Below are 22,419 nucleotides of genomic sequence, written 5' to 3'. Positions count from 1 at the left end.
CCGCGGACGGCGCCGTGCGCGAGGATGGTGGGGTGAGCATCGAACCGATCGGCGACGCGATCCTGCACGGCGGAGACCGCGCCACCCTGCGCCTGGCCCGTGACTACGACCACCCGGTCGCCGCGCTGTGGACCGCCCTGACCGTCCCGGCCCTGACCCGGCTGTGGTGGGCCGACCTGCGGACCGACCTGCAGGTCGGTGGTGAGTTCTCGCTGGAGTGGCTGACGGGCCCTCCCGGTGAGCTCGAGTGGTGGCCGGGCGAGATCGTCGACATGGACGCCCCGAACCTGCTGGAGCACACGAACTCCGAGCACGGCCGGCTGCGGTGGGAACTGGAACCCCTCGACGTCGGTGCCCTCCGGGCCCGCACCCGGTTGCGCCTGACGAACATCGTCGAGGGCGACGACGAGTGGGTGCCGATGTCGCTGGCCGCCTGGCACCTGCACCTCGACCAGCTCGCGATCGCGCTCGACGGCGGGAGCGTCGACTGGGCCGCCTGGGGCACCGCGAACGACCTGCGCCTGCGCGAACTGCGGGCCGCCTACGCCGCCCACCTCCCGCACCTCGACTGAACCCGCCTCGGCTGACGACCGGCAGGGGTCAGTGCAGGAGTTTCAGGCCGATCACGCAGCCGACGATGCCCAGCAGCAGCGCCACCTTCGCCAGCGACGCGGCCTCGGCCCCGGTCGCCATCGCGTAGCCGACGGTCAGCGCGGCGCCGATCCCGACCCAGACGGCGTAGGCCGTCCCGGTGGGGATGGAGCGCATCGCGAACGCCAGACCGGCCGTGCTGGCGAGCAGCGCGACGGCGAACACGAGGGTCGGCGCGAGGCGGGAGAACCCGGCCGAGCGGCCCAGGGCGGTGGCCCAGACCGCTTCCAGCACACCGGAGACGACGAGCACGATCCAGGACACGAGAACCTCACGTCCGCCGTCTTGTCGCGTGACCGGGTACGGCGGGCTCGTCCGGGCGCCCGGGTGACGGGCGCTCCTCCGAGGTTCTCCCACCCGCTCTCCGGGGTCAAGTCCGCGCGCTGCGGCAGCATGGCGGGGTGAGCGTCCTCCACCTGCGGCTGATCTGCCCGCCGGCCACCACGTCCGCGGCCCTCGAGGTCCTGCGCGCCGACGCGGGGGTGACCAACGTCGTCCGGCACGTCGGCGCCTGCCTGCTCCCACCCGGTGACCTGCTGGAGGCCGACGTCGCCCGCGAGGCGGTGGACGCCGTGGTCGACGGTTTGCAGGCGCTGGGCCTGGAGGAGTCCGGGTCGATCGTGCTCGAGACCGTCGACACGGCCCTCGGCCGCCGCATCCAGGAGGCCGAGGAGGCGGCGCCCGGCGCGGGTGACGACGCGCTGATCTGGGAGCAGGTCGAGAACGCCGCCGACGGCGGGGCCACCGGCTCCGCCTCGTACTACGCGTTCCTGGTGCTCGCCACGCTGATCGCCGCGGTCGGCCTGCTGACCGATTCGCAGGTGCTCATCGTCGGGGCGATGGTCCTCGGTCCGGAGTTCGGCCCGCTCGCGGCCCTGGCCGTGGCGATCGTGCGGCGCCGTCGCGACCTCGTCGCCGGACCGGTGCGGGCCCTCGCGCTGGGTTTCCCGCTGGCCGTGGTGGTCACGGCGGCCGCGGTGTTCGTGCTCGGACTCGTCGGGCTGGTGCCGCAGGAGTTCCTCGACGGGCGCCGGCCGCTCACGTCGTTCGTCGCCTCCCCGGACGCGTTCAGCGTCATCGTCGCCGTGCTGGCGGGGATCGCGGGAACCCTGTCCCTGACGTCGGCGAAGGCGGGACCGCTGGTGGGGGTGTTCATCAGCGTGACGACGGTTCCCGCGGCGGCCGACTTCGCCGCGGGCGTCGTGACCGGTCAGTACGGGACGGCGCTCGGCGCGCTGGGGCAACTCGTGCTGAACCTCGTCTGCATCCTGCTGGCCGCGGTGGTGACGCTGCGGGTGCAGCACCACCTGTGGCTGCGGGTCCGTCGGGGGGTCACCGGGCGAACTGCTGCGTCCCGATGACCTGCAGCAGGTCGAGCTTCTCCTGCGCCTCCGTACCGGGGACGCCGGTGAACACCAGCAGGGCCTGCGCGCGGTTCTCGGTCCACAGGCTCTGGCAGTCGACCTCGAGGACCCCCAGCTGCGGGTGGACGAGACGTTTCCGGGTTCCCGTCTTCTCCTCCACCTCGTGGCGTTCCCAGACCTCGCGGAACTCCGCGCTGCGCCGCAGGAGGTCCTCGAGGACCTCGCGCGCCCGGGCGTCCGACGACAGGGACAACGCCGCCCTCAACCCGGCGGCCTGCAGCCGGGTCTGCCGTTCGTGGTCGTCCTCCGGGTAGTGCGTGCGTTCCTCCGGATCCGTGAACCACCGGTGGAACTGGCTGCGCGCCGGTCCCGCGTGGTGGCGCTGGTCGCCGAGGAGGGCGATCGCGAGCCGGTTCTGCACCAGGGTCTCGGCCAGGTCGGAGACGATCATCGCCGGGGTGTCGTCGAGGCGGTCCAGCACCCGCATCAACCCGGGGGCGATGTGCTCCTCGCGGCGCAACCGCACGGGCGGCCGGTGCCCGGCGAGGCGGAACAGGTGGTCGCGCTCGTCGAGGTCGAAGCGCAGCGCCCGGGCGATCGCGGCCACCACCTGGTCCGAGGGCTGCGGGCCGCGCTGCTGCTCGATGCGGGCGTAGTAGTCGGTGGACATGCCCGCCAACGCGGCGACCTCCTCCCGCCGCAACCCCGGCGCGCGACGACGGACACCGGGCGGCAGCCCGACCTCGCCGGGTCGCAGCGCCTCGCGGCGGCGGCGCAGGAAGTCGGCGAGTCCGGGTCGGTCCACACCACCATCCTCGCTCCGCGGCCGCGGCGCAGCCAGGGACCGCCGATCCCTGGATGACCGGTCCTCTCCCGCAACGGGATCCGCGGGCGCAGGGTGGGGACATGAAGATCACCGGACGCACCGTCCTCATCACCGGCGGCACCGCGGGCATCGGCCTGGGCCTCGCCCAGCGCCTGCAGGGCGAGGGCAACACCGTCGTCGTCGCGGGTCGCCGCACAGCCCTCCTCGACCAGATCGTCCAGGACCACCCGGGCCTGGCCGCCGTCGAGCTAGACGTCGCCGACCCCGACTCGGTCCGGGCCGCCTTCGACGACGTGACCACCCGCTTCCCCGACGTCGACGTCCTCGTCAACAACGCCGGCATCGCGCTCTACGAGGACCTCCGCACGGGCGAGAGCCTCGACGCGGCGATCGACGTCATCACCACGAACCTCATCGGTCCCCTGCGGATGTCGTCGCTGTTCGTGCCGTTCTTCGCGACCCGGGGCGGGGGCACGGTGGTCAACGTGGGCTCCGGGCTGGGTTTCGTCCCGCTCCCGGCCTCCCCCACCTACAGCGCCACCAAGGCCGCGATCCACTCCTACTCCGAGACGCAGCGCGTGCAGCTCGCGGGCAGCGGGATCGACGTCGTCGAGATCGTCCCGCCGGCCGTCCGGACGGAGTTCGGCGGCCAGCAGGACGACGACCGGGCGATGCCGTTGCCGGCCTTCCTCGACGGGGTCATGGCGATCCTGCGCGAGGATCCCGACGTCGAGCAGGTCGTCGTGGACGAGGCGAAGCCGTTCCGCTTCGCCGAGGCGCAGGGGACCTACGGGCGGTTCCTGCAGGTGCTCGCCGGTTTCCCGGTGCACTGAGTCAGCGGATGCTCCGGGCCAGCTGCACGAGGGAGTCCGGGGCGTCGTCGCGCGGCAGGACCAGCTCGACGAACGCCGCGTGGTCGGGATCGGCGCGGACCTTGTCGAGCGTCTCCACGAGGTCGGCGGGGGTGGCGACCCGGTGCGTCGGGGTTCCCGGCGAGCCCAGCGCGGCGGGCAGCCTGGTCCAGTCCCACGCGACGACCTCCTGGTAGGCGGCCTCGGGGCTGCGGATCGCCCGTTCGACGGTGTACCCGGAGTTGTTGACGAGCAGGATCGTGGGGGTGAGCCCCTCGGCGAGGATCCGGCCGAGTTCCTGGATCGTCAGCTGCGCCGAACCGTCACCGATGACCAGGACGGTCTCGCGTCCCGGCTGGGCGAGCATCGCGCCGAGGGTCGCGGGCAGCGTGTACCCGATGGAGGACCAGACCGGCTGCCCCAGCAGGTCGCAGCTGTCGGGGGTCGTGAGCTCCAGCGCCCCGTAGAACGACGTCCCCGCCTCGGCGACGAGCAGCGTCCCCGGGTTCAGCCACTGCTGCAGCAGGGGCCACAGGTCGGCGTGGGTCAGCGGCCCGTCGGGTTCGGCGGGGACGTGCGGCTCGAGCACCGGAACCTGCTGTCGGGGAAGGGGCTCCGGGCGCGGCGACCGCGCGTCGAGCACCTCCTCGAGGATGCGCAGCGACTCCTCGAGGTACACCCCGTAGAACGCCGTCCCGGCGATGCGGGCGTGGTCGAGCTGCAGGTCGACCGCCGCGTCGGGGTCGAAGCCGTGGCTGAAGGAGCCGGTGAGGAAGTCCGTCATCACCACCCCGGCGAGGACCAGCGGGTGCGCCGTGTCGACGAAGCGGCGGGTGTCGGCGGACCGGGTGAACTTCCCGGCGTAGACCCCGAGGTTCGCGGGGTGGGACTCGTCGAGCAGCGCCTTCGACGCCGACTGCGTCGCGACCCGGACCCCGTTCTGCGCGGCGATCCCCCGGACCAGCTCCTCGAGGCGACGGCGGTGCAACCGCGGTCCCGCCAGCACGGTCACCTCCGGGGAGTCCCCGAGGAACTCGCCGATCGCGGCGCGGAACTCCTCGACCGCCCCGGCGTCGCTGCGCAGCACCCGCAACGGCCGCGACAGCGGAGCGGCCGAGACCTGCTGCACGGCGACGTCGGCGGGGATCCCGAGGTAGACGGGTTTGGAGGTGCCGACCGCGGTGAGCAGGGCCTGGTCGATGGCGGTGGCCGCCCCCTGCGAGCGCACGACGACGGCGGACGCCGTCACCTCCGCGGCGATGCGCACGAAGTGCCCGAAGTCCCCGTCCGCGAGGGAGTGGTGCAGCAGCGCACCGTCACTCATCGCCCTCGTCGGGGGCAGGCCCACGACGTGCACGACGGGGACGTCCTCGGCGTAGCTCCCGGCGAGGGCGTTGACGGCGGACAGCTCCCCGACCCCGAACGTCGTGACCATCGCCGACGGCCCGCGTCGCAACCGTGCGTAACCGTCGGCGGTGTAGCCGGCGTTCAGCTCGTTGGCCGACCCGACCCAGCGCAACCCGCCCGCGGCCAGCAGTTCGTCGAGCAGGGCGAGGTTGAAGTCACCGGGCAGCCCGAAGAGGTGTCCGATGCCGAGCTGCTCGAGCCGGCGGGCGAGGTAGCCGCCCACGCTGATCGTCGTGGTCATGTCCGCATGACACGCCAACCGGGCGGATCGTGCAACCGACTCCCGCGCCACTGGTCGTTCCGACCAGTCCCGGGCGGCTACCTCCCCCTAGACTGGTCGACGTGACCACCCTGGACGACACGGACCGACGCATCCTCGTCGCCCTCGACACCGATCCCCGCGCCACCGTGGCCCAGCTCGCCATGACCCTCGGCCTCGCGCGGGGCACCGTGCACAGCCGGCTCGAGCGGCTCGCGGCGGACGGCAGCCTGCGGCGCAACTCCACACGGCTGGACCCCGCGCGACTGGGGTTGCCGATGCGGGCGCTGGTCACAGCGGGTGTCGACCAGGACGAGTTCGAGGGGATGGTCGAGGACATGTCCGGCATCCCCGAGGTCGTCGAGTGCCTCGGGATCTCGGGCGACTCCGACCTGATGATCCAGATCGCCGCGCGCGACGCGGACCACGTCTACGACATCACCCAGCGCATCATGCGCTGCCGCGGGATCCGCCGGACCTCGACCTCGATCGTGCTGCGGGAACTGCTGGGGTTCCGGATGGACCACCTGCTGGGCTGAGGGCGCTCAGCGCACCATCGCCAGGACGTCGCGGACCACGCGCCGGGCGTACTCGTGGTCGACCTCCAGCGCGAAGACGACGCGGTAGTAGAGCGGCGCGATGACGTGGTCCAGGACCTGGGCCACCGTCGGTGCCGTCTCACCCCGCTCCACGGCGCGGCGCACGACCTCCGCGGCCTGCTCGCGCCGCCGGTCGGTGACCGGGCAGTCCACGACGACGTCCTGACGGGAGGCCACCATCGCCCGCAGGTAGCGGGCGCGGTGGGGCCGGGTGATGTCGTCGGCGATGACGATCGCCCACTCCAGGAGGTCGCCCTCGAGGGTTCCGGTGTCGGGCGTCGACTCGCCCTCGCGCGTCAGTGCGGCGACCGCGACCTCTTCGAGGAGCGCGCCGACGTCGTCCCAGCGCCGGTACAGCGTCGTCGGGTTGACCCCGGCCCGTTCGGCGATGACGGGAAAGGTGACCTTCTCGGCGCCCTCGCCCACGAGTTCCCCGACCGCCGCGTAGATCGCGGCCAGCACGCGGGCGTTGCGACCACCGGGGCGGCTCAGAGCTGTCTGACTGGACACGTCCCCGTTGTAGCAGAGAAGTTTGCTTTGCGTCGGGCCGGGGGCTACGGTCGCTAAAACAACGATCTTTGCTTTGCGATGGAGGCCTCGTGTTCAGCCGTCCTGTCTCGTTCGTCGTCGCCGGTGCCGCCGGCGCCGCGACCCTGACGGCTGCCTCGGCGCCGTCCCCGCTGTACCCCGTCTACCAACGTCTCTGGGGACTCTCGGCGTTCACCCTGACGACCGTCTTCGCCGTCTACGTCTTCGCGCTGCTGGTCTCGTTGCTGACCGTCGGTTCGCTCTCCGACCGGGTGGGTCGCCGGCCGGTGGCCTCCACGGCGCTCGTCCTGCTCGCGGTCGGCACGTTCCTGTTCACGGTCGCCGACGGTCCGGGCGGACTGGTGGCCGCACGGATCGTGCAGGGTCTCGCCGTCGGCGCGGCCACCGGCACGACGACGGCACTCGTCATGGATTCCGCGCCGGGTCCCCGCACCGGTTCGATCGTCAGCAGCGCCGTCCCCACCTTCGGGATCGCGCTCGGCGCCGCCCTCGCCGGAGCTCTCGTCGAGTTCGCGCCGCACCCCCGCGAACTCGTGTTCTGGGTCCTCGCCGTCGTCTACCTGCTGCTGGCCGCACTCGTGTGGTGGGTTCCCGAGCGCGCCCGGACCACGACGTCGCCGGAGCCGCTCTGGCGCTCACTGCTCCCCAGCGCCGGGGTCCCCGCGACGACCCGGCCGGTCTTCTTCGGCCTGCTCCCCTCCATCGCCGCGACGTGGGCCCTCGGCGGGTTGTACCTCTCGCTCGGATCCTCGGTGATCGGTTCCGTCCTCGGTGTGCACGACCACTTCGTCGTGGGCCTCGTGCTCGCGGTGTTCTTCACCGCCGGAACGTGCGGGACCGCCCTCTCGGCCCTGCTGCCCCCGCGAGCGCGTCAGGGTTTCGGCCTGGGCACGCTCGCCCTCGGCGTCCTGACGACGATCGAGGCGATGTCGTCGAGTTCCCTGCCACTCTACGTGACGGGATCGGTCATCGCGGGACTCGGCTTCGGCGCCACGTTCCGGTTCGCCGTGGACGCGCTCGGGAAGGCGGCACCGCCCGCCCAGCGCGGACAGGTGTTCGCGACCATGTACATCGTCAGCTACCTCGCGTTCAGCGTCCCGGCCCTCGCGGCCGGGCTCGCCGTCGCCCGGTTCGGACTCGAACCCACGGTGGTCGCCTACGGGGTGTTCGACGTCGCCCTCGTCGCGGTCGCAGGCGTCACCGCCTTCGTCCGGACGCGGCGCACCACCACCGAGGAAGCCGCCGAACGCCAGGCGAGCAACCGACCGTGAGACAGACGTCCCGGACTCACAGCACCCCCGGCACACGACGCACTACCTGGACCACGGGCCCACCGACGGGCCACTCATGGTGTTCCTGCACGGCTGGCCGGGCTCCGGCCTGGTGTGGCGAGCGCAGCTGGATTCCTTCGCCGCCGACGGATGGCACTGCATCGCACCCGATCTTCGTGGTTTCGGCCGGTCCTCGATCCCCGCGGTGGACACTTGCACGACCGAGGAGGTCGTGCCCGACCTGGTGGAACTGCACGACCACCTCGGGGGCGAACCCGCGATCTGGATCGGTCACGACTGGGCAGCGCCGTCGCCGGTGCCCTGGCCGCGCACGAACCCCGACGCAGCCGAGGCGTCGTCCTGACGTCCCTGGCCCACTTCCCGCAGGCGTTCACGTCGGCCACGCTCGTTCCGCTCGTCGACCGGTCGATCTACCCGGTCGAGCAGTACCCCGACGGCCAGTGGGACTACTACCACTACTGCACGACGCGGTTCGAGGCGGCGGTCGCCGACCTCGACGCGGACCCGGCGGCGTCACTGGCGTCCATCTTCCGGGCGGGTGACCCCGTCGGGGTCGACAAGGTCTCACCCAGCGCGACGGTCACGCGTCGCGGCGGGAGGTTCGGCGACACCCACCGCGCTCCGGCCACACCGCCGGATCCGGCGCTCTGGCCACCGGACGACGTCGACCAGCTGGTTGAGGAGTTCCGCACGAACGGGTTCCGAGCATCCTGCGCGTGGTACGTGAACGACGACACCAACCTCGAGTACGCGCGGCGAGCCCCCGCCGGCGGACGACTCACCCTGCCGGTGCTGTTCGTGAACGGCGAGTGGGACGTGATCTGCAGCACGAACGGGAACCGTCAGGGAGACCCGATGCGCGCGGCCTGCAGCGACCTGACCGTGACGCAGGTTCCCGGCGGGCACTGGCTACCGGTCGAACGCGAGGGCGAACTCGTGGCGGCGATCCGGAACCGGCTCCGGGCGAAGGATCTCTGACCTCGTCGGCCGGGTTCCCAGGGTCACGACGCTGTGCACCGGCTGTTCGTCTGGAGTTTCCTGCGAGTTCGAAAGGCACTGTCAGGTTGTGCCTGCCCTTGGAGCCGGCGGTTCGCGCCGGGAGATCGAGTGAGAGGTACCCGGTGTCCGACACCCAGTCCAGCACGAACGACGACGGTTCGCAGGACCGTCGCGGATTCTTCACCCGTCGAGGCCTGCTCGGCACGGGCGGCCTCGCCACCGCCGTCGTCTTCGGCAAGGGCCTCGTCGACGCGTCCGCCGCGTCCGCCGCCCCCGCCTACGTGCCCGCGCAGCTGAACGTCAAGGACGCGCACTACACCACCACGTTCCGCCGCATCGCACTCAGCTCGGGCACCGGCAGCGCCGTCAAGGTCCTCCCGATCGACCGCGCGAAGTTCCAGGTCGGCGCGAAGTTCGACCTGCGCATCGAGGCCACCGGGGTCGACCCCGAGACCACGAAGATCGTCATCAAGGTCAGCGACGGCAGCGGCCCCGCGCCGCTGCTCGCCCCCGCGCCGCTGCGCACGAGTTCCGCCCCGGACTCCGTCGAGGTCACGTTCAAGGACCTGGTCTACCCGGCCGCCGGCCGCTACACGATCGCCGCGGCCGTCACCTCCTCCGCCGGTTCCGCCTCGCAGGAGGTGAAGCACGAGGTCGTGCTGTCGAAGACCGACGCCAAGACCGCGAAGAACGTCATCTTCTTCCTCGGTGACGGCATGGGCCAGGCCGCCATCACCGGCGCCCGGATCCTGTCCAAGGGCATCACCGAGGGCAAGTACGACTCCCTCCTGGAGATGGACACCCTCGACTTCCGCGGGAACGTCACCACCTCCGGCTGCGACTCGATCGCGACCGACTCCGCGAACTCGATGTCCGCGTACATGACCGGCCACAAGTCGGCCGTCAACGCCATGGGCGTCTACCCGGGCAACTCCGAGGACCCCACCGCCAGCCCGCACGTCGAGACCATGGCCGAGGTCCTCAAGCGCTCGCGGGACATGTCGATCGGCATCGTCACCACCGCCGAGGTCCAGGACGCGACTCCCGCCGCGGTCTTCGCGCACACCCGTCGCCGTTCCGAGTACGCGAGCATCATGGACCAGGCTCTCGAGCCCGGTCAGATGCCCGACGTGTACATGGGTGGCGGCCGTGCGACGTTCCTGCCCATGTCGGTGAAGGGTTCCAAGCGCACCGACGAGCGCAACCTCGTCGAGGAGTTCAAGGACAAGGGCTTCGCCTACGCGGCGACCCGCACCGAACTCTCCGCGGTGATGGCCGCCGGCACCCCGGACAAGCTGCTGGGTTCCTTCCACACCGGCAACCTGAACGTCTACATCGACCGTCAGGTCACCCCGAACCCCGCCGTCCTCGGTGAGTTCGACGACCAGCCCGGGCTGGTCGAGATGACCAAGGCCGCCCTGAAGGTCCTGGAGAAGAACGACAAGGGCTTCTTCCTGATGGTCGAGGGCGCCTCGATCGACAAGTCCGAGCACCCGCTCGACGGCCCCCGCGCCGTGTACGACGCGATCGAGCTCGACCAGGCCGTCGGCATCGCCAAGGAGTGGGCGAAGGACCGCGACGACACCCTGATCGTCGTGACCGCCGACCACAACCACGCCATGAGCATCGCCGGCACGCACACCCTCTCCAAGGAGGGGTCGCCCGCGCGCCAGCAGAACGGCGTCTACGCCGACGCGGGGTTCCCCACCTACGTCGACTCCAACGGTGACGGGTTCCCCGACGACCCGAACCCCGACGTGCAGTTGTTCTTCGGCTGGTCCAACCACCCCGACCACCCGGACGACTTCGCGCACAACGCCGTCCTGGCCCAGCCGGCGCTGGAGGACGCGGCCACCGGCCTCGCGTTCCCGAACCCGACCCGCGACCCGGGCGCCGTCGTCCAGATCGGCAACCTGCCGATGGAGGACACGAACTGCGTCCACACCGTCGAGGACGTCTTCATCGGCGCCTCGGGCCCCGGTGCGCAGCGGTTCTCGAAGCTCCTCGACAACACCGAGGTCTTCCACAACGTCTGCGCGGCCCTGGGGCTGGAGATCCCGACCTACTCGCTGAAGTCCACCAGCGCCAAGGTCGCCGAGACCGAGGTCGCAGCCGCCGAGACCGCCCGCGTGAGCTGACACCTCCCTGACGAACGCCCCCTGCCGCACCCAGCGGCGGGGGGCGTTCGGCGTTCCGGCTCCGTCGTCCGGCGGGTGCGCGGACACCGCGGTCCAGTGCATCGTGGACCCCGAGCGGCGCTGAGCGAGCGTCGTCCGCGTCGACGCCCCGGACGTCGTGTTCGCCGACCCGGAGGAGTCGGTGGTGGGTCACCGGGCGCTGAACGACGAGGCGCAGCGACTGCTCGACGAATCGCCGTCCTTCGTCTTCGGTCCCGGCGGCGAGGTGCAGGTCGTGCAGGACCTGGGCTACCTCACGTGGCAGTTCGGGCCCGAGGGCGAGGCCCCGGTGGTGCGCGGAGTGGACGTCGTCCTCGTGGCGGACGACCTGATCACCAAGGTCTGGACCATGCTCACGACATCCTGACCGAGGACCGGTTCCCAGGCGGCGGGGCGAGCCCGACCAGGACGCAGGAGCACCGGTCGCCCACGGAACCGATCGGCGTCGGCCCACCTCCAAGCGGCGTGAGCGACCCCGCTCCGCAGAGAGGTGGTGCAGCGTGACCGGTCTGGTGGTCCTGTTCGTCGTCTGCTTCGTCGTCCTGGCCGGCATCTCCCTCTGGCGCTCACTGACCGGTACCGGCCGGTCGGGCGGGTCCTCCCACCACTCGTTCCCGGGCGGGAGCGACGGCGGTGGCTCGTCGAGTTCCTGGGACGGCGGGTCCTCGTCCGGGGACTGCGGCGGCTCCTTCGACGGCGGCGGCTCCTCCGGCGGCGGGGACGGCGGTTCCTGCTGACGCCGGGTGGGGAAGGCAGTGTCGCGGCTGCCCGGGGAGTGGTCGTCGTCCTCATGGTCGGGTTGCCCGGCAGCGGGAAGACGACCCGCGCCCGTCAGCTCGAGGCGGAGGGGGCACTGCGCTTCAGCCTCGACGAGTGGATGCTGCCGTTGTTCGCCGGCGAGAACGGGACCCGTCAACGCGACACCCTCGAGGGTCGGCTGATCTGGGCGGGGCTGCGGGCCGCAGAACTCGGGGTCGACGTGGTCCTCGACTTCGGGTTCTGGTCCCGCGCGGAACGTGACGCCCTGCGCCACCTGTTCGCCGCCGTGGGCGCGGAGTGCGTGGTGGAGTTCCTGGACGTCGATCCCACGACTCAGTGGGAGCGGGTGAGCAGGCGCCAGCTCGAGGCCCCCGGTGACACGTTCACGATGACCCGCGGGGAACTCGACCACTGGCGCACGCTGTTCGAGGTGCCGACGGCGGAGGAACTCGCCACGAGCACGAACGGGCCGCCCGCCGGGTTCCTCACGTGGTCGGCGTGGGCGGCGGACCGGTGGCCGTCCCTACCCGACCGGGGACGCTGACCGCGACCTCGTGGGGCCGCAACGGGATCACCGGCGTCCCGCGACGACGACGTCGGTACGCTCCCGCAGCTGGCCCCGCTCACTCGGGGAGGTACAGGCAGAAGACGTGGCCGTGCGGGTCGCGCATCACCCGGACGGTGTCCTGCGGCTGGAACTCGAAGAGTTCCGCACCTGCGGCGACAGCGTGCGCGACGCCCGCGTCGAGGTCGTCGACGGCGATGTCGAGGTGGTCCTGCACCTGCTGCTCTCCGGGGCTCTGCGGCCACCGCGGCGGCACGTAGGCCGCCTCGCGCTGGAACGAGATCCCGACCCCGCCGTCGGGGTCGCGCAGCACGATCCAGTCCGGCGACCACTGCTCGGGTTCCATCCCCAGCAGGTGCCGGTAGAAGGTCGCGAGTTCCGGGGGTTCGGGGGAATCGAGCACGACCGCCGACAACCGCGGGCGACCGCTCTGCGTCGTGGAGGTGTTCACCCGCACAGCCTGCCGTCGGGGAACGGGCGTGTCACCCCTCAGCGACGGACGCGGACCGTGCGCCAGATGTCGCGCAGCGCCCAGGGCACGGCCACGACGAGCCAGGCCGCGAGGCCGACGAGGCTGCCCGACCAGAGGAGGAGCGCGGTGATCGCGACGAGCACGAGCGTGAGGACGATCCGACCGACCGGACCGAAGGTCACCGAGGACCCGGCCCAGCGCGACTGCCTGAAGGCGGGCTGCTCGAGCGGCGGTGGGTCGTCGGTGCGGTGGGTCTGCAGGGGGGCCGTGAACCGGGCGTCGGGTGCGGGCGCGAAGCAGAGCCCGCACCACTGGTCCGTGGGGGCCAGGGCGCGGCCGCACTGACCGCACCCGGTGTCCGCCACGTCTGCCGGATCGGCAGGTTCCGTTCCGGTCTTGAACCGGCCGGGAGACGTGGTCGCCGTGGTCGGCCGCGACGTCGCGGGCAGGATGGTCCGGTGGACTCAGCCCTGGTCGACGTCGTGCGCCGGCACTGGGAACACCTCGCCGGTCCAGGGGCACGCTTCGCCCCGGTCGAGGAGGCGCGCGCGCTGGTCGCACCGGGTTCGGTGGTCTTCCCCGCCGGCTGGTGCGGGATCGTGACGATCGCCGGCCGGGTCCTGGCCACCGCCCCCGACGCCGACCGGGCCCTGGTTCTCGACGACCACCTGCACCGAGACCGACCGGCCCCTCCCGCCGTGCTCGGACCGGCCCGGCTGGCGTACCTGGCCCGCGACGCACCTCTCCCGATCGCGCTCGGGGAACTCCACCCCGCCGACCGGGGCGATGCCCTGCAGGACCTGCTGCGCAGCTGTTCCGCCGACGACGTGGGCGAGAGCGGGATGACCGGGATCGACTCTCCCTCGTTCCTGGTCGTCGAGGACGGCGAGACCCTCGCCGCGGCGGGGTACGAACTCTGGCCGAACGACGTCGCCCACCTCTGCGTCCTCGTCCGGGCCGACGCGCGAGGGCGCCACCTGGCCCGCACCGTCGCCGCCCGCGCGAGCGCGCACGCGCAGTCCGCCGGGCTGCTGTGCCAGTGGCGCGCCCGCCCGGCGGACTCCCTCCGGGTGGCGCGGAGCCTGGGCTACGACGTGCTGGGGGAACAGCTCGGACTGCGCTGGTAGGCGCAGGCGTCTCCCGTGCGGCAGGGGGGTCAGTCGCGGGTGACGACGACGAGGCCGTAGACGACGCCGGGGACGTGGCCGAGGAGCTGCAGCAGGAAGGCGATGACCACCTTCCTGCTGAACCCGTCCTTGAGGAGGACGGCGAGGAAGGGGAAGAAGAAGCAGAGAACGATCAGTCCGATGCGCATGGTCCGACGTTCTCCGAGTTTCCCGGGTGCGGCCTGGGCTCCGTCCGGGAATCGTCTGGACGTCACGCGGAGCGGACACCGGAGACGCTGTGCAGGAGGGCGTCGACCCACGGGAGGACGTCCTGGACCCGGTGGACCGTCGCTTCGGCGCCGGCGATGACGGGCCAGAGGCACGCCAGCAGCGAGATCGCCCAGGCGAGCACGACCAGGCTCCAGGTGAGCACCCGCCGACGCGCGACGTAGGCCCCCAGCAGGCAGAGGCCGGCCGCGAGGAACCCCAGGACGACGACGACCGCGACGCTCGCGGTGTGGACGTCGAGGAGGGAGTTCGCGGGCGCGACGGCACCGGCGAGGCCGAGAACGGGGCCGAGCACCAGCAGGGCGTTGAGGAGCAGCAACCCCGTCCCGACCGCCACCGCGACCACGCGGGTCGGGAACCGGCGCGAGAAGTGTCGAGCGGAACGGCGGTAGCGGAGTGTGCGCGACATCGGTGGCCTCGGTCCTCACAGAGGGCGTGGCGCCCTCTCCGGCGGCCACGTCCCGCAGTCTTACACCGTAAGTCCGGGAGGGGGCCACTCGGGACGCTCAGGCGCCGCTGCCGCCGAGCACCTGGGCGGAGATCCGGTCGATGAGGCTCTCCAGCGACTCCTCGAACTCCTGCAACGCCCGGTCCTCCCCCAGCCTCCGGGCCAGGCGCCGCACGATGGGCGCGTCGTCGAGGCCCCCGACGGGTTCCTCCTCGTCCACCAGGTCCAGGGGTCCGACCGCACCACCCCGCTGGGCCACCTCCAGGAGCAGGTTCCCCAGCAGGAAGCTGGTGAACGCCCGGTAGGCCGCCACGGCCTCCTGGTCGGAGAACCCCTGCTGCACCAGCCCGGAGAGGAACGTCTCCACCCAGCTGATGCTGCGCAGCGGCGGACGCAGCCACGGCGCCTCGGGGGGCGTCGAGGCGATGAGGGGGAAGGCCTTGGGGTGGGCGATGGCCATGCGCCGGACACCGTGGGCCATCCGCTGCAGGAAGTCCTGCCACCCGTGTTCGGGGGACCGCAGGACGTCCGCGTCGTGGTCGAGCTCGCCGACCAGCGCGTCGACGACCCCGTCGAGGAGGGCCTCGCGGCCCGGGACGTAGCGGTAGAGGGACATCGCCTCGACTCCGAGCCGCGCCCCGAGGCGTCGCATCGTCAGCGCGGCCAGGCCCTCCTCGTCGATGGAGCGCAGGGCCGTGGACAGGATGCGCTCACGACTGAGCGGGACCCGGTCGGAAGGTCGTTCCTGCCCGTCGACCACCAGCTCGTCCACGTCGGGCAGGTGACCCGGGTCGGGTTCGTCGCTGCGCCGGGCCTCGGTGGGCCCACCGTCGTCAGGGGTTGCCGCCACGTCCCGATCCTGGCACCGCTGCTCCCGCTGCGCCTTCCGCCGGGTCCCGCAGCGGCCCGGACGGGTGCCACAGGGGTCCCACCCAGGCTGGCGCTCGTCGAACTTACGGTGTAAGTCTCTTCCTGACCCGGCCGTCCCAGCCGGACCGACGACGCCGAGGAGACGGTCCCGTGCCGCAGGACACCACCACCACCAGTTGGGCCGCGACCCCGGAGGGGAGCACCACGATGGCCGACGACGTGGTCGCCACCATCGCCGGCATCGCCGCCCGCGAGGTGCCGGGGGTGTTCGCCCTGGGCGGCAGCGCGGCCCGCGCCGTCGCCGTCGTGCGCGAGCGCACCCCCCGCAGTCGGCCGGACCTGGCGACGGGTGTCCACGCGACGGTCGGCGAGACGCAGGCCGTGGTCGACGTCGTCCTCGTCGCGGAGTACGGCAGCGACGTCGTCGACGTCGCCGCCGGGGTGCGCCGCGAGGTGGCCGCCGCCGTCCGGCGGATGACCGACCTGACGGTCACCGAGGTCAACGTCACCGTCCAGGACCTGCACCTGCCCGTCGAGGGCGAGGACCCCGCCGAGCGGGTCCGTTGAGGACCGTCCCGCCACCCCGGCGCCGCACCACCACACCGAGGAGAAACCCGTGCCCTTCCTGATCAACACCGTCCTGCGGCGGTGGCTGCTCACCACCGTCGCCGTCCCCCTCGTGGCTTCCGGGGCCCGGCGCCTCGCCCGCCGCCTCGAGGCGCGACGCGGTGGCGCCACGACCGTCACCCGCGGGCTCACCCGGGCCGCCGACACCGTCGAGCGCGACCGCCGTGACGCGGACACCGGCACGTCCGCACGCCGTCGGGGTCTGCTGCGGGGCCGACGGTGAGCGCGCCGAGCCGTCACCACGGCGTGACCACCCCCCGGGAAGGTGACTCCACGGACGCGGTGACCGAACCGCGGACCGCGGTGAAGCTCGCCGCGGAGGCGATCGGGACGTTCGTGCTCGTCCTCGGCGGCTGCGGGGCCGCCGTGCTCGCTGCCGCGACGACGACCACGGACGGCACCGCGGTGGGTATCGGCTACCTGGGGGTCGCCGTGGCCTTCGGGCTGACCGTGCTCGCCATGGCCGCCACGTTCGGAGGGGTGTCCGGTGGGCACTTCAACCCCGCCGTCAGCCTCGGCCTCGCCGTGGCGGGACGCCTGCCGTGGCGCGACCTCCCGGGGTACGCGCTGGCCCAGGTCGTCGGCGCCGTCGCCGGGGCGGCGGTCCTGTTCACCGTCGCCTCCGGACGTCCCGGTTTCGACGCGGCGACCTCGGGGTTCGCCACCAACGGCTACGGCGAGCGTTCACCGGCCGGGTACTCCCTGCTCGCGGCCCTCGTGGTCGAGGTCGTCCTCACCGCCGTCTTCGTGCTGGTCGTCCTCGGCGCCACCGCACCCCGCGCACCGAAGGCCCTCGCCCCCGTGGCGATCGGGCTGGCCCTGACGCTGATCCACCTGGTGTCGATCCCGGTCGACAACACCTCGGTGAACCCCGCGCGCTCCCTCGGCCCGGCCCTCTTCGCGGGAGGACCGGCTCTGGAGCAGCTCTGGCTCTTCGTCCTCGCCCCGCTGGTGGGCGCCGCGCTCGCCGGTGCGCTGCACGCGGGGCTCTTCCGAACCCCCGGACACCGCGACTGACCTGGCGGGGGGAAACCGGGTGCGCGACGGCAGGGACGTGCTGCACGGTGGGCCCGTGACCGGCACCCCGCCCGACGAGACCGTTCTCACCGGCGGTGGCCGCAGCACCGTCACCCGGCGGGGTGACGTCGTCCTGCGCCCGGCCCGTCCCTGGTCGCGCACCGTCATGGCCCTGCTGCGGCACCTGGCGGACGTCGGGTTCGAGGGTTCTCCCCGCCCCGTCGGTGACGGTTTCGCCGCCGACGGCCGCGAGGCGGTGGAGTTCGTCCCGGGCGGGTTCGTGCACCCGCACGCCTGGTCCGACGACGGGACCGCCGCGGTCGGCCAACTCCTCCGCCGGCTTCACGACGCGACGGCGACGTTCGTCCCCCCGCACGACGCGGAGTGGCAGCCCTGGTTCGGCCGGGACCTCGGGCGGACTCCCCGCGTCCTGGGGCACTGCGACACCGGACCGTGGAACATCGTCGCGAGGGACGGCCTCCCGGTGGCACTGATCGACTGGGAGACAGCGGGTCCGGTCGATCCCCTGGTCGAACTCGCGCAGGCGGCGTGGCTCAACGCGCACCTCGTGGGCGACCAGGTCGCCGAGCTCCAGGGTCTCGGGTCGATCGAGGACCGCGCCCGACGGTTGCGGCTGCTCGTCGACGGCTACGGCCTGGCCCGCGCACACCGTGAGGCCCTGCTGGACCACGTGGTCTCGGTGATCGTCGCGGACGCCCACACCCAGGCCGTGGAGGCCGCCGTCACGCCGGCCAGCACCGATCCGGCGCCGTTGTGGGCGATGGCGTGGCGCACCGCCAGTGCGGACTGGGTGCTGCGTCACCGTCGCCCGCTGCTCGCGGCTCTGGTGGACTGAGCCCGTGACGACGTCCTGGCGCATCGCGACCCACGCGGAGGAACCGCTCGACCCCTCCGCGGTGCTCGCCCTCTTCGCGGCCGAGGGGTGGTGGCCCGAGCGCACCCCGTCGACCGTGCAGGACGTCCTGGACCGCGGGCCTGCCGTCGCGGCTCGGGTCGGCCGGCGCGTGGTGGGTTTCGCCCGGGCGGTCTCCGACGGGGCGTTCCGCGCGTACGTCGAGGACGTCGTCGTCGACCGGGAGTTCCGCGGCCGGGGTCTCGCCCGGGAACTCCTCGAGGCCCTGCTCGAACAACTCCCGGACGGTGCGACGACGACCCTGTTCTGCGACCCGGAACTCGTCGAGCTCTACCGAGGCGCAGGGTTCTCCGACACCCGCCAGGTCGTGCTGCACCGGCGTCCCCGGGTCGAGTTCGTGCTGACCCCTCCCGCCGAGGCGGACGACGTCCTCACGGCGTACTACGAGGACATCGTCACTCGCTGGTACGGGCGTCCCGCGACGCCCGCCGAGGTGAGCCGGGCGATGGCGGAAGGTCCCAGCCACGACCTCACGGGTCCGACGGGTGCGCTGTTCGTGGTCCGTGACGGCCCACGCGAACTCGGCTGCGGCGGGCTGCGCCACGTGGACGCGGACGTCACGGAACTCACCCGGGTCTGGATCGCCCCCGCCGCCCGGGGGCGGGGTCTCGGCAGCCGGCTCGTCCGGCGTCTCGAGGGTTTCGCCGCGGAGAACGGACGGACGAGGATCCGCCTCGACACCCGCGACGACCTCGTCGAGGCCCGGGCGATGTACGCCCGGCTCGGTTACGCCGACGTCGAGCCCTTCAACGACGACCCGTACGCCCACCACTGGCTGGGCCGCGACCTGCCCTGAGGTTCAGGCCGGGTTCAGGCCTGGACGAAGGGAAGCAGGATCGCGTTGAGCTCCTCGGCGTGGGTCCAGCCGAGACCGTGCGGCGCACCGTCGATCTCGTGGTAGTCGGCCTCGGGGAACGCGGCGTGGAACGGACGGCCGGTGGCCTCGATCGGCAGGATCCGGTCCGCGGTGCCGTGGACGATGAGGGCGGGCTTCTCGCTGGCGCGCACCGCGGCGACGTCGGCGGTGAAGTCCTCGATCCAGCTGGGGACGACGGCGTAGGCGGCGACCGGGGCACTGCCGACGGCGGTGTTCCAGCTGGCGTCCACGGCCTGCTGCGAGATGCGCGACCCGAGGTTCTCGTCGAGGTTGTAGAAGTTCGCGTAGAAGTCGGAGAACCAGGCGAAGCGGTCCTTCTTCGCCGAGGCCGCGATGTCGTCGAACACCGACTGCGGAACCCCCTGGCCGAGCATGCCGGGTTCGACGGAGGCGAGGAACGCGAACTTCGCGACGCGGTCGGTGCCGAAGAGCTTGGCGTAGCGGGCGAGTTCGCCGGTGCCCATGGAGAACCCGACGAGGATGACGTCGTCGAGGTCCAGCGTCGTGAGGACGGCGTTCAGGTCGGCCGCGAAGGTGTCGTAGTCGTAACCGGTGCCCACCTTGGAGGACCGGCCGAAACCGCGGCGGTCGTAGGTGATGACGCGGTACCCGGCGGCGAGCAGTTCGCGGCTCTGACGTTCCCAGGAGGAGCCGTCGAGCGGGTAGCCGTGGATGAGGACGACCGGCTGCCCCGTGCCGTGGTCTTCGTAGTACAGCTCGATGGAGGTCGAGTTCTCCTGGCCGGCGGTGATGGTGCCCATGGTCGTCTCCCGTGGTCGAGTCGTTGAGAACGAGCGTTCTCTAGCGATGGCCCTACAGTAGAGAACGACGGTTCTCAGCGCAACCCCCAGGAGGCACGAGATGACGACCGACACCGCGGCAGACCGCGACCGCATCGTGGAGGCCGCCGACCGGCTGTTCAACCGCAGCGGCGTGCAGGCCGTCGGGATGGACGCCGTCCGCGCGGAATCCGGGGTGCCGCTCAAGCGCATCTACGCCGCCTTCCCGTCGAAGGACGCCCTCCTCCTCGCCGTCCTGCACCACCGCAGCGGCAGCTGGGACGCCGGACTCGCCGGGGCGGCCGCCACCGCGACGACCCCGCGCGAGCGCCTGCTCGCCGTCTACGACTTCCTCGACGAGTGGTTCCGCGGCAACGACTTCCGCGGCTGCGGGTTCATCAACGCCTTCGGTGAGCTGGGCGGCGTCTCCCCGGAGGTCGTCGACCTGGTGCGGGCGCAGAAGGCGTCCTTCCAGGCCTACGTGGCCGACCTCGTCGACGAGCTGGGCGCCCCGCAGCTGCTCGCACCGCAACTCGCCCTCCTCGCCGAGGGCGCGCAGACGACCGCGGCGATCAGCGGCGATCCCGTCGCCGCGGCACACGCCCGCTCGGCCGCGGAGACCCTCATCGACGTCGCGCTTACGGGACGCTGAGCGGTGCCTCTCGACCTCGACGCCACCGACCACCGCATCGTCGAGCAGCTGCAGCTCGACGGCCGGATCTCCGTCGCCGACCTGGCCCGGACGATCAACCTCTCCGCCAGCGCCACCGCCGAACGGCTGCGCCGCCTCACCGAGGGGGGCGTGGTCACGGGCTACAGCGCGGTCGTCGACCCGCAGGCCCTCGGGTTCGCGATCACGGCGTTCGTGCGGCTGGCCTACCCGACCGGCAACTACAAGCCCTTCCACGACGTCGTCGACACGACCCCGGAGATCGTCGAGGCGCACCACGTGACGGGCGCGGACTGCTTCATCGTCAAGGTCGTCGCCCGCTCCATGCCGGACCTGGAACGGATCGCCGGGCGGTTGGCGACGCTCGGTGGCATCACGACGAACGTCGTGTACTCCAGCCCGCTCCCGAGGCGTCGCCTGCCACCGGCCTGAGACCTCCCGCGCCGGACTCAGCGACCGGAGCCCCGAGCGTGCGGTGCGGGTGGACCCTGCGGGCCGAGGACCCGGTTGCGTCCAGCGCGCTTGGCCTCGTAGAGGCGGGCGTCGGCACGGGCCAGGAGGTCGGACCAGGTCGTCAGCGATTCGGCGACGGTCGTGGCGAAACCGACGCTGACCGTGATGGGAATCCCTGCCGCAGAGGGGAGCCAGTCGTGCTGCTCGATCCCGGACCGCAGCGTCTCCGCCGAGAGTTCGACGGCGCTGACGGACCACCCCTCCCACACGACGACGAACTCCTCACCGCCGAGGCGTGCGCAGAACTTCCCCGGGGCACCGTCGACGTAGTGCCGCAGCAGGACCCCCAGCTCACGCAGGACGGCGTCACCGGCGTCGTGGGAACGTTCGTCGTTGACGCGTTTGAAGTGGTCGAGGTCCACGATGGCGACGGTGACGGGGCCGGGCCCGTCGAGCACCTCGCGGACGTGCTCCTCGACCGCGCGACGGTTGGGCAGACCCGTGAGGGAGTCCGTGAGCGCGAGGGTGCGGAACCTGTCCCGGTCGCGTCGGGCGGTGGAGGCGTCGAACTGCACCTGGGCGAGCAGGGCTCGCGCGGCGTTCTGACGGTCCTGCAGGCGCACGTGCTCCCGGTGGAAGCGGACGTGCGCGCGGTAGGCCCCCTCCCAGTCGCCCGTCGTGGCGCGGTAGGTCGCGTCCGCCTCCTCGACCTCGGCGAGCACCCCCGGGAGGTGCCGCTCGGTCGCCAGGGTGCGGGCGGCCTGGAGCTGCTCGAACGCCGCCTCGGTCCGCTCGAGACCGATGAGGATCCGGAACGCCGTGAGGCGCGCGATGGGTTCGTGGTCGGCGCCGTTGTCGGGACAGCCCGGCTGGAACGCCTCGGTGATGGCCGACCAGGCCTCCTCGAACCGCCCCGCCCGCAGCTCGACCGTGGCGACGGTGTCGAGGTCGGCCATGCGCAGCGGGATCCCCGAGGCGGCGGCGACGCGGCGCATGCGTGCGGCCAGCCGGACGGCCTCGTCGACGTGCCCGACGTCGGCGTGCTCCCAGGCGGTGTTGTTCAGCGCGAAGAGTTCCAGCGCCGGGTCGTCCTCGCTCGCAGCGATCGCCAGGACCTCCGCGATGACGGCCTCGTGGGAGTCGACGGCACGGTCGAGGACGACGGTGAGCGCCAGGAGGTGCTCGGCGCGCAACCAGGCCGGGGCGTCCGCGGGGAGGACCTCGACGGCACGGATCGCGTGCCAGCGGGACTCGGCGACGTCTCCCGCCTGCAGGTGCAACTGGAACCGCAGGAAGTGGGTGCGGGCGAGGAGTTCGTCGTCGCCGGTCTCCTCGGCGACCCGGACGGCGCTCTGCACGATCAGGCCGGCGGTCTCCACGTCGCCCGTCGTGCCGATGCCGTCGGCCCGCACGAGGGCGGCGCGGACGGCGGCGACGCGGTCCCCCGCGGCCTCGGCCGCGGCCTCGATCGCCGCGGCGGCCTCGCCCTGGGCCAGCAGTTCGTACCCGCGGGCGCGCTCGAGCGCACGCACCTGGTCCACCAGGGGCGTGACGCGCACCGCAGGGATCGCCACGTCGTG

Annotated in this window: 28 protein-coding genes, 1 pseudogene and 1 riboswitch; of the genes and pseudogenes, 18 read left to right on the top strand and 11 right to left on the bottom strand. The window is 72.4% G+C overall.

The genetic code is table 11. The features are described from left to right. The first annotated feature begins 32 nt into the window (after positions 1–32). Positions 33–572, top strand: a complete 540-nt coding sequence (locus OG218_RS15275; protein ID WP_328294084.1) for an SRPBCC domain-containing protein — start codon at positions 33–35, stop codon at positions 570–572. 28 nt (positions 573–600) lie between these two features. Here OG218_RS15275 and OG218_RS15270 read toward each other — a convergent pair whose 3' ends face one another. Continuing rightward, entirely contained in the window at positions 601–915 is a 315-nt protein-coding gene (locus OG218_RS15270) for a DMT family transporter (protein WP_328294083.1), read from the bottom strand. Positions 916–925: 10 nt separating this feature from the next. Further along, positions 926–992: riboswitch (guanidine-III (ykkC-III) riboswitch) on the bottom strand. Between the two features lie 60 nt (positions 993–1,052). On the opposite strand from OG218_RS15270, the gene OG218_RS15265 reads away from it, so the two are divergent. Continuing rightward, a complete protein-coding gene (locus tag OG218_RS15265) occupies positions 1,053–2,012 on the top strand; it encodes a DUF389 domain-containing protein (protein ID WP_328294082.1) in 960 nt (319 codons plus the stop codon). Here the strand turns inward: OG218_RS15265 and OG218_RS15260 are convergent. Then, positions 1,984–2,820, bottom strand: coding sequence for a helix-turn-helix transcriptional regulator (locus OG218_RS15260; protein WP_328294081.1), 837 nt, complete (start codon positions 2,818–2,820; stop codon positions 1,984–1,986). The two genes, OG218_RS15265 and OG218_RS15260, sit on opposite strands and share 29 nt — an antisense overlap. A 101-nt stretch (positions 2,821–2,921) precedes the next feature. Between OG218_RS15260 and OG218_RS15255 the strand changes: the two genes are divergently transcribed. Further along, positions 2,922–3,674 (top strand): SDR family oxidoreductase, encoded by a 753-nt coding sequence (locus OG218_RS15255; protein WP_328294080.1) that lies wholly within the window; start codon positions 2,922–2,924, stop codon positions 3,672–3,674. A gap of 1 nt (position 3,675) precedes the next feature. Here the strand turns inward: OG218_RS15255 and OG218_RS15250 are convergent, their stop codons facing one another. Next, positions 3,676–5,340, bottom strand: coding sequence for an alpha-keto acid decarboxylase family protein (locus OG218_RS15250; protein WP_328294079.1), 1,665 nt, complete (start codon positions 5,338–5,340; stop codon positions 3,676–3,678). A gap of 101 nt (positions 5,341–5,441) precedes the next feature. Here OG218_RS15250 and OG218_RS15245 point away from each other — a divergent pair, with 101 nt between their 5' ends. After that, positions 5,442–5,897, top strand: coding sequence for an Lrp/AsnC family transcriptional regulator (locus OG218_RS15245; RefSeq protein ID WP_328294078.1), 456 nt, complete (start codon positions 5,442–5,444; stop codon positions 5,895–5,897). A gap of 6 nt (positions 5,898–5,903) precedes the next feature. Here the strand turns inward: OG218_RS15245 and OG218_RS15240 are convergent, their stop codons facing one another. After that, complete coding sequence (locus tag OG218_RS15240) at positions 5,904–6,467, bottom strand: TetR/AcrR family transcriptional regulator (RefSeq protein WP_328294077.1); 564 nt, start codon at positions 6,465–6,467, stop codon at positions 5,904–5,906. Positions 6,468–6,556: 89 nt separating this feature from the next. Between OG218_RS15240 and OG218_RS15235 the strand changes: the two genes are divergently transcribed. From OG218_RS15235 to OG218_RS15205, 6 genes and pseudogenes are all read left to right on the top strand, one after another. Beyond that, positions 6,557–7,777 (top strand): MFS transporter, encoded by a 1,221-nt coding sequence (locus OG218_RS15235; protein ID WP_328294076.1) that lies wholly within the window; start codon positions 6,557–6,559, stop codon positions 7,775–7,777. After that, positions 7,774–8,776 (top strand): annotated as a pseudogene (locus tag OG218_RS26670) (alpha/beta hydrolase). Before OG218_RS15235 ends, OG218_RS26670 begins: the two are co-directional and overlap by 4 nt. A gap of 143 nt (positions 8,777–8,919) precedes the next feature. Then, positions 8,920–10,935, top strand: coding sequence for an alkaline phosphatase (locus OG218_RS15220; RefSeq protein WP_328294073.1), 2,016 nt, complete (start codon positions 8,920–8,922; stop codon positions 10,933–10,935). 157 nt (positions 10,936–11,092) lie between these two features. Then, entirely contained in the window at positions 11,093–11,341 is a 249-nt protein-coding gene (locus OG218_RS15215) for a nuclear transport factor 2 family protein (protein ID WP_442906392.1), read from the top strand. Positions 11,342–11,474: 133 nt separating this feature from the next. Next, positions 11,475–11,711, top strand: coding sequence for a hypothetical protein (locus OG218_RS15210; protein ID WP_328294072.1), 237 nt, complete (start codon positions 11,475–11,477; stop codon positions 11,709–11,711). A 38-nt stretch (positions 11,712–11,749) separates the two neighbouring features. Continuing rightward, a complete protein-coding gene (locus OG218_RS15205) occupies positions 11,750–12,277 on the top strand; it encodes an AAA family ATPase (protein WP_328294071.1) in 528 nt (175 codons plus the stop codon). Between the two features lie 79 nt (positions 12,278–12,356). Here the strand turns inward: OG218_RS15205 and OG218_RS15200 are convergent, their stop codons facing one another. Together OG218_RS15200 and OG218_RS15195 are read right to left on the bottom strand one after the other, a co-directional pair. Beyond that, the gene (locus tag OG218_RS15200) at positions 12,357–12,749 is read right to left on the bottom strand and encodes a VOC family protein (RefSeq protein ID WP_328294070.1); all 393 of its coding nucleotides are present in this window, start codon (positions 12,747–12,749) and stop codon (positions 12,357–12,359) included. Positions 12,750–12,787: 38 nt separating this feature from the next. Then, the gene (locus OG218_RS15195; RefSeq protein WP_328294069.1) at positions 12,788–13,135 is read right to left on the bottom strand and encodes a hypothetical protein; all 348 of its coding nucleotides are present in this window, start codon (positions 13,133–13,135) and stop codon (positions 12,788–12,790) included. Between the two features lie 93 nt (positions 13,136–13,228). Between OG218_RS15195 and OG218_RS15190 the strand changes: the two genes are divergently transcribed. Beyond that, on the top strand, positions 13,229–13,897 hold the full coding sequence (locus OG218_RS15190; protein ID WP_328294068.1) for a GNAT family N-acetyltransferase: 669 nt from the start codon (positions 13,229–13,231) through the stop codon (positions 13,895–13,897). A gap of 29 nt (positions 13,898–13,926) precedes the next feature. Here OG218_RS15190 and OG218_RS15185 read toward each other — a convergent pair whose 3' ends face one another. From OG218_RS15185 to OG218_RS15175, 3 genes are all read right to left on the bottom strand, one after another. Next, positions 13,927–14,085, bottom strand: coding sequence for a YqaE/Pmp3 family membrane protein (locus OG218_RS15185; RefSeq protein WP_328294067.1), 159 nt, complete (start codon positions 14,083–14,085; stop codon positions 13,927–13,929). 62 nt (positions 14,086–14,147) lie between these two features. Further along, the gene (locus tag OG218_RS15180; RefSeq protein ID WP_328294066.1) at positions 14,148–14,573 is read right to left on the bottom strand and encodes a hypothetical protein; all 426 of its coding nucleotides are present in this window, start codon (positions 14,571–14,573) and stop codon (positions 14,148–14,150) included. A 97-nt stretch (positions 14,574–14,670) separates the two neighbouring features. Next, on the bottom strand, positions 14,671–15,462 hold the full coding sequence (locus OG218_RS15175; protein ID WP_328294065.1) for a TetR/AcrR family transcriptional regulator C-terminal domain-containing protein: 792 nt from the start codon (positions 15,460–15,462) through the stop codon (positions 14,671–14,673). 170 nt (positions 15,463–15,632) lie between these two features. On the opposite strand from OG218_RS15175, the gene OG218_RS15170 reads away from it, so the two are divergent. The 5 genes from OG218_RS15170 to OG218_RS15150 are packed head-to-tail and all read left to right on the top strand — an operon-like array spanning position 15,633 to position 18,856. Beyond that, on the top strand, positions 15,633–16,049 hold the full coding sequence (locus OG218_RS15170; protein ID WP_328294064.1) for an Asp23/Gls24 family envelope stress response protein: 417 nt from the start codon (positions 15,633–15,635) through the stop codon (positions 16,047–16,049). 49 nt (positions 16,050–16,098) lie between these two features. Further along, complete coding sequence (locus tag OG218_RS15165; protein ID WP_328294063.1) at positions 16,099–16,332, top strand: hypothetical protein; 234 nt, start codon at positions 16,099–16,101, stop codon at positions 16,330–16,332. Between the two features lie 59 nt (positions 16,333–16,391). Next, entirely contained in the window at positions 16,392–17,126 is a 735-nt protein-coding gene (aqpZ, locus tag OG218_RS15160; RefSeq protein WP_328294062.1) for an aquaporin Z, read from the top strand. 55 nt (positions 17,127–17,181) lie between these two features. Further along, complete coding sequence (locus tag OG218_RS15155) at positions 17,182–17,982, top strand: phosphotransferase (protein WP_328294061.1); 801 nt, start codon at positions 17,182–17,184, stop codon at positions 17,980–17,982. Positions 17,983–17,986: 4 nt separating this feature from the next. After that, positions 17,987–18,856: a GNAT family N-acetyltransferase gene (locus tag OG218_RS15150; protein WP_328294060.1), complete on the top strand. Its 870-nt coding sequence runs from the start codon at positions 17,987–17,989 to the stop codon at positions 18,854–18,856. A gap of 14 nt (positions 18,857–18,870) precedes the next feature. On the opposite strand, the gene OG218_RS15145 is transcribed toward OG218_RS15150, so the two are convergent. Beyond that, positions 18,871–19,698 carry an alpha/beta fold hydrolase gene (locus OG218_RS15145; RefSeq protein ID WP_328294059.1) on the bottom strand — a complete coding sequence of 276 codons (828 nt, stop codon included), beginning with the start codon at positions 19,696–19,698 and terminating at the stop codon, positions 18,871–18,873. A 100-nt stretch (positions 19,699–19,798) separates the two neighbouring features. On the opposite strand from OG218_RS15145, the gene OG218_RS15140 reads away from it, so the two are divergent. Together OG218_RS15140 and OG218_RS15135 are read left to right on the top strand one after the other, a co-directional pair. Continuing rightward, entirely contained in the window at positions 19,799–20,368 is a 570-nt protein-coding gene (locus OG218_RS15140; RefSeq protein ID WP_328294058.1) for a TetR/AcrR family transcriptional regulator, read from the top strand. A gap of 3 nt (positions 20,369–20,371) precedes the next feature. Next, the gene (locus OG218_RS15135; RefSeq protein WP_328294057.1) at positions 20,372–20,818 is read left to right on the top strand and encodes an Lrp/AsnC family transcriptional regulator; all 447 of its coding nucleotides are present in this window, start codon (positions 20,372–20,374) and stop codon (positions 20,816–20,818) included. Positions 20,819–20,835: 17 nt separating this feature from the next. Here OG218_RS15135 and OG218_RS15130 read toward each other — a convergent pair whose 3' ends face one another. Next, positions 20,836–22,413 (bottom strand): GGDEF domain-containing protein, encoded by a 1,578-nt coding sequence (locus OG218_RS15130; RefSeq protein ID WP_328294056.1) that lies wholly within the window; start codon positions 22,411–22,413, stop codon positions 20,836–20,838. Positions 22,414–22,419 lie beyond the last annotated feature (6 nt).

It is taken from the genome of Kineococcus sp. NBC_00420, from assembly GCF_036021035.1.
GTDB lineage: Bacteria > Actinomycetota > Actinomycetes > Actinomycetales > Kineococcaceae > Kineococcus.
Note: the sequence above shows the minus strand (reverse complement) of the source record. Positions and strands in the feature narration are given on the sequence as shown.